Genomic DNA, 13,814 nt, shown 5'->3' on the forward strand with positions numbered 1-13,814 from the left:
CTCAGTCCGGGTCGTCGAAGACACCGACCCGCAGCCACGCCGGCAGTTCGCGGCGGCGCACCACGTGCAGCTTGCGGTACACCCTGGTGAGGTGCTGCTCCACGGTGCTCACCGTGAGGAACAGCCGCTGTGCGATCTCCCGGTTGGTGTAGCCCTTCACCGCCAGCGCGGCGACCCGGCGCTCGGCGTCGGTGAGCTGTGCGGCGTCGGGGTGGTCTGCCTCGGCGGCCGGTTCGGCGGGCTGCGGGCGGGTCTTCGGCGCGTCCGGCAGGGCGCCGCACAACCGGGCCTGCTGCTCGGCCGCGCGCAGCGTAGTCCGCGCCAGCTCGGCCCGGCCGGTGCGCTGGTATGCAGCGCCGAGATCCGCGAGGGCGCGGGCGGTCTCCAGCCGGTCCCCGGCGATCTGCAGCAGGTCCACGGCGTCCTTGAGCACCGGGACCCGGGCCTGCGGGTCCAGCGTCGCGGCGAGGACCCGCAGGGCGGCACCGCGCAGCCGGGTCTGGCCGTCGGCGAGGCCCGCCAGCTGCTGCCGGACCAGATCCTGGCCGGGGCGGACACGATCCAGCTTGATGTACGCCCGGGCCAGCTCCGTCCGCCACGGCAGCAGCTCGGGCAGGTCGAGCTGCCACGCCGCGGCGGTCTCGCTGCCGGCGTAGAAGTCGTTGAGCGCGGCGTGCACGCGGTCGGTGCCGAAGTGGTACCGCCCCCGCGCCATCAGGTAGCGCAGGCCGAACGGCGTGGAGAACATGCCGGCCGGCACGGGCATGCTGAGGTATCCGGCGGCCGCGGTGTAGTCGCCGGCCTCGCTCGCGGCACAGACCAGCACCGAGATCGGCCAGCCGACGGCGACCCCCCACCCGTCGAGGCCGAGCTCGGTCAGGCCGCGGCGGGCGTGCTCGGTGGCCGCGGCCAGGTCGCCGCGGCGCAGCGCCTCCTCGGCCCGCACGGCCTCGGTGAGCCCCTGCCAGACCGGCAGGTCGCTGCCCGGCACCGCCGGCTCCCACGGGTCCTGCCAGCCGTCGTCACCGGCGGCGAACGACGAGACGTACAGCGCGGCGAACGTGAGGCCGAACGTGTCGCCGTCGGGGGCACAGTCGCGCAGCACGGCGCGGGCGGCGGCGAGCGGATCGGTGGTGGCGCCGCCGACCGGGTCGGGCAGCCGGCGGGCGCTGCCCGGGTAGGTGAACGCCAGCGAGCTCAAGGCCGGGGCCAGCAGCCGCTGCGCGTCGGGGTCGTCGGCGGCTGCCGACACCACCTGCGGCAGGATGTCGACGGCCTCGTCCAGCTGGCCGTGCCAGAGCAGGTAGAGCAGGGTGGTGACGGCGGCCCGGCCGGTGAGCCGGCCGGCGCGGACCTCGGCGAGCAGCTCCGGCACGTGCTGGAGCACCTCGCCGGGATTGGTGCGCCAGCGCAGGTTTGCCAGCGCCGCGGCGATCCCGGCCCGCTGTCCCTCGTCCATCTTGATCGTGGCGGCGGCGCGCAGCAGCGAGCGGGCGCGGTCCAGGTCCCCGTCGGCGAGGGACCGCTCGGCGGCCTCGCGCAGCACCGTCGGCATCCAGTCGCCGCTGCGCCGGCCCGCCTCGACGAGCTGCTCGGCGGCCTCGGCGGTCTCGCCGCCGGCGTGCAGCTGCCCGACCCGCTGGAGCAGCGCGGCCCGCTCCCACTGCGCCATGCTGCCCAGCGCCGCGGACCGGCCGATCGGGTGGCGGAACCGGCCGCCGTCGAGCAGCCCGCCACCGGTGAGCAGCTCCAGCGCCCGGTCGACGACCGCTTCGTCGAGTTCGACGAGCCGGGCGATCTCGGCCGGGCGGGCGGGCTCGCGCAGGACCGCCACGGCCCGGGCGACCTGCAGGGTGACCGGATCGCAGCGGAACAGGCAGCTCGTCACCGCCTCGGCGAAGTTGTCGCCGATCACCACGTCGTCTGGGGCGGCGCCGACCGCGCGCCGGTCCTCCAGGACGGCGTGCAGCAGCACGAGGTTGCCGCCGGTGACGGCGTGGTGGAAGGCGGCGGCGTCGGTCGCACGGTCGCCCTCGCGGCGGCGCAGCAGCTCCCCGACCCCGGCGAGGGTGAGCGGCTCGACCTCGAGCCGGCACACCTCGACGCCGTCGGGCAACGGGGCGCCGAGCGGCCCGGCGCCGGCCGGGTCATCCGCCGGCCCGCCGCCACCGCCCGTTGCGTATGCCCGCCCGGCGGTGCCGGGCGTGGCCGGTGCGGTGCCGGGAGGAGCAGGTGCGGTGCCGGGCGGGGCAGGCGCGGTACCGGGCAGGGCGGCCGCCGGGCCGTCGGCGCCGGGTGTGGTCGGTGTGGTGGACTCGACCAGGACGATGAGGATCGCGGCGGTGGGCAGGCGCTGGGCGAGGCGGTGCAGGCAGCGCAGCGACGGCTGGTCGGCGAGGTGGGCGTCGTCGACGGCGACCACCAGCGGCAGCGGCGTGGCGAGCTGCAGCAGGCTGTCGCAGAGATCGTCCAGGACGGTGCCGGCCGGATCGGACTGGCGGGACAGATAGGTGCGCCACGGCGGCTGCTGCCCGTCGATCAGCGCCGCGCTGCGGGCCACCACGTCGGCGGGCAGGCCGGGACGGGCGAGCAGCTGCTCCAGGACCCCCAGCGGCAGGTTGCGCTCGGACTCCGAGCCGCCGGCGACCAGCACCTCGCCGCCCTGGTCGCGGACGCTGGCGATGAACGCGCGGAGCACCTCGGTCTTGCCGGTGCCGACCGGCCCGCCGAGCAGGACCAGCCGGCCGCTGCCGCCGGCGCAGGCGTCATACATCGCGCGGAGCGCGTCGAAATGCCGGCTGCGCTCAACGGGATCCGGAGCTGTCAGCGGCACCGCGCTGCCCCCCAAAGGCGATGTCACCCGATGAGCCGAATCAGGCGCGAAGCCAGTATCGCACAACGGCGCTCCCGGCAGACCCCTAACATCTATCCCCATGAATTCAAGCAATCTTGGCAAATCGGTGGTGAAGGACCCCGATATTTCAACAAAGACGAGTGCGATTCGCGGTTCGCGGCGTTACTGACCCGACCTCAGGCCGGAATCCATCCCGCCATCTGGGCAATGCGCACGGAATCGACGCGGGTCCGTGCCCGCAGTTTCGTGCCGATCGCCGTGAGATGGTTGCGCACGGTGCCCTCGGCGAGCCGGAGGACCTCCGCGATGTCGCGCACCGACTCGCCGTGCGCCGTGCGCCGCAGCACCTCGAGCTCGCGCGGCGACAAGGGGCACGACGGTGCGGGCGCACCGCCGTTGGCCTGCACCGGGTCGTCGACCGGCGGCGGGCCGCCGGCCGTGGCCGCGCCGCCTTGGCACGGTGCGGCGGCGAGGGCGTGCGCGGCCGCCTGAGCGACAACCGCGCTCGCCGCCGCCCGGGAGCGGCCGCGATCGGCCACCGTGCGCACCGCCCCGGCCAGGTCAGCCGCCGGGGCGGCGTGCAGCAACAGGCCGGAAACACCGGCGTCGGCGCTGTCCCCGGCCGCCGGCTTGTCCACGCCCGACAGGATCAGCGTCGGGCACCCCGGGTACTGCTGGTGCAGGAGAATCGCCGCTGACAGCCCGTCGACACCCGCGAGATCGGCGTCGATGACAGCGACGTCCGGCTGGCTGCGCACGGCGACCGGGACGATCACGTCACCGCGGCCGAGCTGCGCGACCACGTGGAGGTCCGGGTGCGAGTTCAGCAAGGCGGCCAGCGCCTCCCGCACCACCTCGACGTCCTCGACCAGAAGAATGCGCAAGGGCGGCGACTGCATCGCGCCACCTCCTCTCGACGGACTGATCGGCGTATCTGTCGCCGAGCGTATGGCGCAACCCGATCACGTCCACACCCCTAGCCGCCCCTACGACACCGGCACATCCTGTCTTTAGCCGGTGGCAAGCCGCCTTTCAGCCCTCTCTTCCAGGATGAACGCATTTCGTTCCGCCGGGTCGCCCGCGAACGTGGGCCGCGGATGGGGATTGGTGACGACATGACGAACGCAGACGGGAACAACGAATACACCGACGGTGCAGGAACGGTCGCCGTCATCGGTATGTCCTGCCGGCTGCCACAGGCACCGGACCCCGACGCGTTCTGGCGCCTGCTGCGCGACGGGGTCGACGCGGTCGGCCCGGCGCCCGCCGGCCGGGAGGCGCACACCGCCGGCCTCCCCGGCGGATACCTCGACGAGGTCGACGCGTTCGACGCGGCCTTCTTCGGCATCTCGCCGCGCGAGGCCGGCGCGATGGACCCGCGCCAGCGGCTGGCGCTGGAACTGGCGTGGGAGGCGCTGCAGGACGCCCGGATCGTGCCCGAACGCTTGCGTGGCAGCCGAACCGGCGTCTACGTCGGCTCGATCTGGGACGACTACGGCACGCTCGCCGGCCGGGTCGCGCCCGGCGAGCACACCATGGCCGGCCTGCACCGCGGCATCATCGCCAACCGGGTCTCCTACGTGCTGGGCCTGCGCGGCCCCAGCCTCATCGTCGACACCGGCCAGTCCTCGTCGCTCGTCGCCGTGCAGCTGGCCTGCGAGAGCCTGCGCCGCGGCGAGACCGGGCTCGCGCTCGCCGGTGGCCTCAACGTGATCCTGGCCCCGGAGAGCACGCTCACCGCGCAGCGCTTCGGCGGGCTGTCACCCGACGGCCGCTGCTTCACCTTCGACGAGCGGGCCAACGGGTTCGTGCGCGGCGAGGGCGGCGCGGTGCTGGTGCTCAAGCTGCTGTCACGCGCCCTGGCCGACGGCGACCGGGTCTACGCCGTCCTGGCCGGCGGCGCGGTCAACAACGACGGCCCCGGTGAGGCCCTGACCGTGCCGAGCCGCACCGGCCAGGAGGAGGTCCTGCGGGAGGCGTACGAGCGCAGCGGCGTGCCGATGGCAGCGGTCCGGTACGTCGAGCTGCACGGCACCGGCACCCGCGTCGGCGACCCGGTCGAGGCCGCCGCGCTCGGGGCGACCCTCGGTGCCGGCCGCGACGCCTCGACGCCCCCGTTGCCGGTCGGCTCGGTGAAGACCAACATCGGCCACCTGGAAGGCGCGGCCGGGATCGTCGGCCTGCTCAAGGTCGTGCTGTCGATGTGGCACCGGCAGCTGCCGCCGAGCCTGCACTTCCGTGCCGCCGCACCCGGGATCCCGCTGCCGGACCTGGGCCTGCGGGTGCAGACCGAGCTGACCGGCTGGCCGCAGGGCGACGGCCCGCTCGTGGCCGGCGTGTCGTCGTTCGGCATGGGCGGCACCAACTGCCACGTCGTCGTCACCGCCGCACCCGAGCCCCGCGCACAGGACACCGCGCGGGACGACGACCGTCCGATGCCGTTCGTGGTGTCGGGGCGGACCGCCGAAGGGATGCGGGCGCAGGCGACGCGCCTGCGCGAGCACCTGCTCGCCGCGCCGGACCTCACCATGGCCGCCGTGGCCGGCTCGCTCGCCACCACCCGCGGCCACCTGCCGCACCGGGCCGCCGTCGTCGCCGACGGGCGGGCCGCGCTCCTGGACGACCTCGCCGCCGTCGCCGACGGGCGGCCCGCCCGCGCCGTCACCACCGGAACGGCGTCCCGCGGCGGCACCGTGTTCATGCTGCCGGGCCAGGGCGCGCAGTGGGCCGGGACGGCGCGGGAGCTGATCGCGACCAGCGAGGCGTTCCGCGAGCACCTGCACGCCTGCGCCGACGCCCTCGCCCCGCACGCCGGCTGGTCGCTGCTCGACGTGCTGGCCGGGCGTCCGGGCGCGCCCGCGCTGGACCGGGTCGACGTCGCCCAGCCGGCCCTGTTCGCGGTCACCACGTCGCTGGCCAGACTCTGGCTGCACCACGGCGTCGAGCCCGCCGCGGTCGTCGGGCACTCCGACGGTGAGATCGCCGCCGCGTACGTCGCGGACGCCCTCACCCTCGACGACGCCGCCCGTGTCGTCGCCCGCCGCGCGCAGGCACTGCACCGCATCGCCGGCACCGGCGCGACGGTGACCGTCGCGCTGCCCGCCGACCGTGTCGCGGCCGACCTCACCGGCCATCCTGAGCTCGGGATCGCCGGCTCCGACGGGCCGCGCTCGACGGTCGTCGCCGGGCCGCTCGCCGCCGTCGAGGCGCTCATCACCCGGTACGCGGGGCGAAACGTCGACGTGCGGCGCGGGCCGGGTCACGCCGCGCACAGCGCGCAGGTCGAGCCGCTGCGCGACGAGCTGCTCGCCGGCCTCGCCGGGATCGAGCCCCGGCCGGGGCAGGTGCCGTTCTGGTCCACCACCACCGCGACGGTCGTCGAAACGTCCACATTGGACGCCCGGTACTGGTACGACAGCCTCCGCCGGCCGGTGCGCTTCCAGCAGGCGCTCGAGGCGCTGTCCGCGGCGGGGCACACCCGGTTCGTCGAGGTGTCCGCGCACCCGGTCCTCACCGGCGCCGCCCGGGAGACCCTCGACGCGGCCGGCGCCGACGACGTGGCGGTGCTCCCGACGCTGCGGCGCGACGACGACGGGCCCGAACGGTTCCTGATCTCCCTCGCCGGCGCCTACACGACCGGCGCCGACCCGGCCTGGTCCACCCTCGTGCCGGCCGGCGCGCCCGTCGACCTGCCCACCCAGGCATTCGTCCGCAAGCGGTTCTGGCTGCCACAACCCGAGGTGACCACGGCCGGAGCCGGGGCCGCCGAAGCCGGGCCCGCCGAGACCGTGCCCGCCGGGCCCGCGGCGGTGCGGCTGGTCGACCTCGCCGGGGCGGAGCGCCTGGTGCGCGGGCACGCCGCCGCCGTCCTCGGCCTTGACGGCTGGGCCGACGTCGACCCGGCCCTGACGTTCAAGGACCTGGGCTTCGACTCGACCCTCGCGGTCGAGCTGGCCGCGCGGCTCGGCGCCGAGACCGGCCTGCCGGTCAGCGGCAGCGCCGTGTTCGACCTGCCGACGGTCCGCCTCCTGGCCGCGCACCTGCGCGACGAGCTGGCCGGGGCCGCCCCGGTCGCCGCCGAGGCCGCGCCCGGTGCCGCGAACGAACCGATCGCCATCGTCGCGACCGCCTGCCGCCTGCCCGGCGACGTCCGCTCGCCGGATGATTTGTGGCGGCTCGTCGCCGGCGGTACCGACGCCATCTCCGGCTTCCCCGAGAACCGCGGCTGGGACCTGGAGGCGTTACGCGCCAAGGGTTGCGCGACCGGCTCGGGCGGCTTCCTGCACGACGCCGACGAGTTCGACGCCGGGTTCTTCGACCTGTCGCCGCGCGAGGCCGTCGCCATGGACCCGCAGCAGCGGCTGCTGCTGCAGACGTCGTGGGAGGCCCTGGAACGCGCCGGCATCGACCCGGCGTCCCTGGCGGGCGAACCGGTCGGGGTGTTCGTCGGGGCGATGCCGCAGGAGTACGGGCCGCGGCTCGCCGACGGCGACACCGAACACGCCGGCATGCTGCTGACCGGCACCACCGGCAGCGTCGCGTCCGGCCGCATCGCCTACGTGCTGGGCCTGCAGGGCCCCGCGATCACGGTCGACACCGCGTGCTCGTCGTCGCTGGTCGCGATCCACCTCGCGGTCCGCGCGCTGCGGGCCGGCGAGTGCGGCATGGCCCTCGCCGGCGGCGTGTCGGTGATGGCGGCACCGGGCATCTTCATGGAGTTCTCCCGGCAGGGCGGGCTCGCCCCGGACGGGCGCTGCAAGGCGTTCGGCGCCGACGCCGACGGCACCGCCTGGGCCGAAGGCGTCGGCATGCTGGTGCTGGAGCGGCTCAGCGACGCGCAGGCGGCCGGGCACGAGGTCCTCGCCGTCATCCGCGGCTCGGCGGTCAACAACGACGGCGCCAGCAACGGCCTGACCGCCCCGAACGGCCGCTCGCAGCAGCGGGCGATCCGCCTGGCGCTCGCCGACGCCGCCGTCGACGCGGCAGAGGTCGACGCGGTCGAGGCGCACGGCACCGGCACCCGGCTCGGCGACCCGATCGAGGCGCAGGCGCTGCTGGCGACGTACGGCGCGGCACCCGGCCGCCCGGCGGACCGGCCGCTGCTGCTGGGCTCGCTGAAGTCGAACATCGGCCATGCCCAGGCCGCCGCGGGGGTCGCCGGGGTGATCAAGATGGTGGAGGCGGTGCGCCGCGGCGAATTGCCCCGCACCCTGCACGCCGATCTGCCGTCGTCCTTTGTGGACTGGGACCGGGGTGGCGTGGCGCTGCTGACCGGCGGCACCCCGTGGCCCGCCGTCCAGCGGCCGCGCCGGGCGGCGGTGTCGTCGTTCGGCATCTCCGGCACCAACGCGCACCTCATCCTGGAACAGGCCCCGGCCACCGCCGCCGTGGACACGGCGGACGACCCGGCGCCGGTGCCGATGCCGGTGCCGGTGCCGTGGGTCGTGTCGGCGAAAACCCCGGCGGCGCTGCAACTGCGCGCCGAACAGCTCGCCGGGCACCTGGCGGCGCACCCGGGTGACCCCGCCCGCGTCGGATGGACTCTGTCCGCCGGCCGCGGCGGCCTCCCCCACCGCGCCGCCGTCCTCGGCCGCGACCACGCCGAACTGCTCGCCGGGCTGCGCGCCCTCGCCGCCGGCGACACCCCCGACGCCGGCGCCGAAGGCGTGGCGGGCACCGGCCGGGTGGTGTTCGTCTTCCCCGGGCAGGGCGCCCAGTGGCGGGAGATGGCCGCCGGCCTCCTCGACGACTCGCCGGCCTTCGCGGAGCGGATCGCCGACTGCGCGGCGGCCCTCGAACCGTACGTCGACTGGTCGCTGACCGAGGTCCTCCGCGACCGGATGCCGGGCTGGGAACGCCGGGTCGACGTCGTCCAACCGGCCCTGTGGGCGGTCATGATCGGCCTGGCCGAGCTGTGGCGGCGGCACGGGGTCCGCCCCGACGCCGTCGTCGGGCACTCGCAGGGCGAGATCGCGGCGGCCTGCGTCGCCGGGGCGCTGTCGCTGGCCGACGGCGCGCGGATCGTGGCACTGCGCAGCCGGGCGCTGACAGCCCTCGCCGGCACCGGCACGATGGCGGCCGTGTCGCTGCCCGCCGGGCAGGTCCGCGAGCGGATCGGGGACGTGCCGCTGCACGTCGCGGTCTGCAATGGCCCGTCGAGCACGGTCGTGGCCGGCCCGGCCGTTGAGACGCGGCGGTTCGTGGCGGCCTGCGTGGCCGGCGGCGTCCGCGCGAAGCTCATCGACGTCGACTACGCCTCCCACGGCCCGGCGGTCGAATCGCTGCGCGAGGAGCTCACCGCCGCGCTGGGCTCCGTCACCCCGGCCCCGGCCGCGGTCCCGCTGTATTCGACCGTCACCGGCGAGCCGGTCGACGCCGTCGACCTCGACGCCGGCTACTGGTGGCGGAACCTGCGCGAGCCGGTCCGCTTCGACGCGGCCGTGCGCGCGCTGGCCCGCGACGGCCACACCCTGTTCGTCGAGGTCTCGCCGCACCCGGTGCTCACCACCCCGGTCGAGGAGACCCTGGCCCGGCTCGGCGTCGACGGGGCGGCGGTCGGCACGCTGCGCCGCGACCACGGCGGTGCGGGGCAGTTCCGCGCCGCCGTGGCGCACGCCTACACCTGCGGCGCGAGCGTCGACTGGACAACGGTGTTCGGGCCGTCCGCGCGGCGACTGGTCGAACTGCCCACCTATCCGTTCGAGCGGCAACGGTACTGGCTCACGCCCGTCCCCGGCTCCGGCGACCCGGCATCCCTCGGCCTCGCTGCCGCCGGGCACCCGCTGCTCGGCGCGACCGTGCCCCTCGCGGAGGGCGACGCGGTCGTGCTCACCGGGCGGCTGTCCGAGGCCGCCCAGCCGTGGCTCGCCGACCACGCCGTCGCCGGCACCGTGCTGTTCCCCGCGACCGGCTTCCTCGAACTGGCCCTGCACGCCGCCGAGGTGAGCGGCGCCGCCGGGGTCGAGGAACTGGTCATCGAGGCCCCGCTGGAGCTGCCGGCCGGCACGGCCGCCGAGGTGCAGGTCACCGCCGGCGGCCCGGACGACACGGGCGCGCGGCGGGTCACCGTCCACGCCCGCACCGGCGACGGCCCGTGGACCCGGCACGCCGCCGGTACCCTCGCCGCGCAGCTCCCGGCGCATCCGGCCATGGCCCAGATCGCCGGCGGCGACCCGGTCGACCTCGCCGGCTGCTACGAGCGGCTGGCCGCGACCGGCTACGGCTACGGGCCCGCATTCCAGGGCCTGCACCACATGTGGCGGGCCGGGACCGCCGTGCACGCCGAGGTCACCGGCGCCGCCGAGGTCGCCGACGGGCTGTCCGAGGACGGGTACGGGGTCCACCCGGCGACGTTGGACGCGGCCCTGCACGCCCTGATCCTCGACCGGGACCGCCTGGAACTGCCGTTCGTCTGGCAGCGGGTGCGCCGCCACCGCCCGGCCCGCGGCGGGCTGCGGGTGCGGATCACCCCGGCCGGGCCGGACCTGCACCGCCTCGAGGTCGCCGACGCCACGGGCGCGGCCGTCCTCACCGCCGACGTCGGCCTGCGCCCGGTGCCGTCCGCCGGGCCGGCCCTGCTGGAGGTCCGCTGGGAGGCGGTCGCGACGCCGGCCGCGTCCGGCACGTACCCGCGGCTGGCCGGCCTCGACCTGTCCACCGTGGACGGTGTGGTCGTGCTGGCCGCCCCGGCCGGTGACGTGCACGAGGTGACCGCGGCCGTGCTCGCCGGCGTCCAGGGCTGGCTCGCCGAGCCGGGCACCGCGGCCGCGACCCTCGCCGTGGTGACCGCGGGCGGCACCCGCCCGGCGCTCGGCGACCGGGTCGCGGACCCGGCCCAGGCGGCGCTGTGGGGGCTGCTGCGGACCGTGCAGACCGAGCACCCCGACAGGTTCGTCCTGCTCGACGTGCCGCCCGGCACCGCCGGCACCGACGTCGACGCCGCGGTGGCGGCCACCGTCGCCGCCGCGGAACCGCAGGCGGCGTGGCGGCGCGGCGAACTGTTCGTCCCGCGCCTCCAGCCGGCCCCCGTGCCGCTGAGCCTGCCGGAAGCCGCGGCGGCGCCGTGGCGGCTGGCCGCGGGAACCACCGGGACCGTCGACGGCCTCACCGTCGCCGCGCACCCGGCCGCCGGCGCACCGCTGCGCGCCGGGGAGGTACGGGTCGCGGTCCGCGCCGTCGGCGTGAACTTCCGCGACGTGCTCATCGCGCTCGGCATGTACCCCGAGCCCGAGCACGTCGGCAGCGAGGCGGCGGGCGTCGTCACCGAGGTCGGCCCGGATGTCACCGGAATCGCCGTCGGCGACCGGGTCCTCGGGCCGTGGCGCGGCGCGACAGGCCCCGTCGCGGTCGTCGACGCCGAACTCGCGCTGCCGGTCCCGGACGGCTGGTCGTTCGCCGAAGCGGCGGCGGTGCCGGTCGTCTACGCCACCGCGTACCACGCCCTCGTCAACGTCGCGGCCGTCCAGCCCGGCGAGCGGGTCCTCATCCACGCCGCCGCCGGCGGGGTCGGCTTCGCCGCGACGCAGATCGCCCGGCTGCTCGGCGCCGAGGTCTACGGCACCGCGTCGCCGGCCAAGCACCCGATGCTGCTGGCCGCCGGGTTCGACGAGGCACACCTGGCCAGCTCCCGCACCCTCGAGTTCGCCGGACGGTTCGGTGCCACCGCCGCCAATGGCATGGACGTGGTCCTCAACTGCCTCGCCGGCGAGTTCACCGACGCGTCGCTGAACCTGGTCGCGCCCGACGGGCGGTTCGTGGAGATCGGCAAGACCGACCTGCGCCCGCCGGAGCAGCTCGCGGCCAGCCACCCGTGGGTGCGGTACCGCCCGTTCGACCTGTTCGATCTGCCCGCGCCCGAACTGCGGGAGATGCTGGTGGTCCTGCTGCACTGGTTGCGCGCCGGGCAGCTGACCCTGCCGCCGGTGACCACGTTCGACCTGCGGCAGGCCGGGACGGCGCTGCGGCACGTGCAGCACGCGGCCCACGTCGGCAAGGTGGTGCTGACGGTGCCGCGGCCGCTGCCCGCCGACGGGACCGTGCTCGTCACCGGCGGCACCGGCGGCCTCGGCGCCCACCTGGCCGAGCACCTGGTGCGCGTCCACGGCGTCCGCCACCTGCTGCTGGTGAGCCGCTCCGGCCCCGCCGCCCCGGGCGCCGCCGCCCTGGTCGAGCGGCTCGAAGCGCTCGGCGCCGCGGCGACCGTCGCCGCCTGCGACACCGCCGACCGCGGGCAGTTGCGCCGCCTGCTCGCCCGTGTCCCGGCCGAGCGTCCCCTCTCGGCGGTCGTGCACGCCGCCGGGGTGCTGCGCGACGCGCCGGTGACCGGGCTGACCCCGGAGCACCTCGCCGCCGTGCTGCGGCCGAAGACCGACGCCGCCGCCCACCTCGACGCGCTGACCCGCGACCTGGACCTCGCCGCGTTCGTGCTGTTCTCCTCGGTGATCGGCACGATCGGCGGCGCCGGCCAGGCCAACTACGCCGCCGCGAACACCTGGCTGGACGCCCTCGCCCAGGCCCGCGCGGCCACCGGGCGGCCGGCGACGAGCATCGCGTGGGGGCTGTGGGACGCCGGCAGCGGGATGACCGGCGGGCTGAGCCGGGCCGACCTGGACCGGCTGCGCCGCGGCGGCCTCATCCCGATCCCGGTCGCCGACGGGCTGGCGCTGTTCGACGCGGCCCTCGCCGGCGGCCTGGCCAACGTCGTCGCCGCGTCCCTGGACCGGGCCGCGCTTGCCGCCGCCGATGTGGTACCGCCACCGCTGCGCGGCCTGGTCCGTCCCGGGCCGGCGACGGCGCGGGTGGCCGCGAACCGGGGCGCCGGCCGGTCGGGGTGGCGGCGGGAGTTCGCCGCGGCACCCGCCGGGCAGCGGCAGGCGATGCTGGTCGACCTGGTCCGCGCGCACACCGCGACGGTCCTCGCCCACCCCGACCCGGCCGCGATCGACGCCGGGCGGGCGTTCAAGGAGCTGGGCTTCGACTCGCTCACGTCGGTCGAGCTGCGCAACCGCCTCGCCAAGGCCACCGGGCTGTCCCTGCCGGTGACGGTCGTCTTCGCGCACCCCAGCATCGCCGCGCTCGCCGCGCAGCTGCACGCCCTCATCGAGGAGACCGCCCCGGCTCTCGAGCCGCCCCCCGAGCCGGTCGCGGTGCATCCGGCCCCGTCGATGCGGGAGCCGATCGCGATCGTCGGGATGGCCTGCCGGTACCCGGGCGGGGTGCGCAGCCCCGAGGACCTGTGGCGGCTGGTGGCCGCCGGGCAGGACGCCGTCGGCCCGTTCCCGGACGGTCGTGGCTGGGCCGGCGGGCAGCCGTACGCCCGGGTAGGCGGCTTCGTCGAGGACGCCGACGCGTTCGACGCCGAGCTGTTCGGCATCAGCCCGCGCGAGGCGCTCGCGATGGACCCGCAGCAGCGGCTGCTGCTGCAGATCGCGTGGGAGGCCTTCGAGCGGGCCGGGATGAGCACGGCGGAGCTGCGCGGCAGCCGGACGGCGGTCTACGCCGGGGTCATCGCCCAGGAGTACGGGCCGCGCACCGGCGCGCCGGCGGCGCTGCTCGGCCACCTGCTCACCGGCATGAACACCAGCGTCGCGTCGGGCCGGCTGGCCTACACGTTCGGCCTCGAAGGACCGGCGGTCACCGTCGACACCGCCTGCTCCTCGTCACTGGTGGCGATCCACCTGGCGGTGCAGGCGCTGCGGTCGGGCGAGTGCGACGCGGCCCTCGCGGGCGGGGTCACCGTCATCGCCTCCCCGACGATCTTCGACCAGTTCCACGCCCAGGGCGGCCTGGCCGCCGACGGCCGCTGCAAACCCTTCTCGGCCGAGGCGGACGGGACTGGCTTCGGCGACGGTGCGGGGGTCGTCATCCTGCAGCGGTTGTCGGACGCGCTCGCCCAGGGCCGCACCATCCACGCCCTCATCCGCGGCACCGCCACCAACAGCGACGGCGCCAGCAACGGCCT

The 13,814-nt window shown here is 76.4% G+C and carries 3 protein-coding genes; 1 reads left to right on the forward strand and 2 read right to left on the reverse strand.

What is annotated here, in order from left to right; all coding sequences use genetic code 11:
• Position 1: 1 nt before the first annotated feature.
• Complete coding sequence (locus AB0K00_RS50845; RefSeq protein WP_363537937.1) at positions 2-2,833, reverse strand: AAA family ATPase; 2,832 nt, start codon at positions 2,831-2,833, stop codon at positions 2-4.
• Between the two features lie 197 nt (positions 2,834-3,030).
• Positions 3,031-3,738 carry a response regulator transcription factor gene (locus AB0K00_RS50850; protein WP_363537938.1) on the reverse strand — a complete coding sequence of 236 codons (708 nt, stop codon included), beginning with the start codon at positions 3,736-3,738 and terminating at the stop codon, positions 3,031-3,033.
• A gap of 231 nt (positions 3,739-3,969) precedes the next feature.
• On the opposite strand from AB0K00_RS50850, the gene AB0K00_RS50855 reads away from it, so the two are divergent.
• Positions 3,970-13,814: SDR family NAD(P)-dependent oxidoreductase (locus tag AB0K00_RS50855; protein ID WP_363537940.1), on the forward strand; the 9,845-nt coding region annotated here is incomplete at its 3' end.

The organism is Dactylosporangium sp. NPDC049525, assembly GCF_040676755.1.
Lineage (GTDB): Bacteria > Actinomycetota > Actinomycetes > Mycobacteriales > Micromonosporaceae > Dactylosporangium.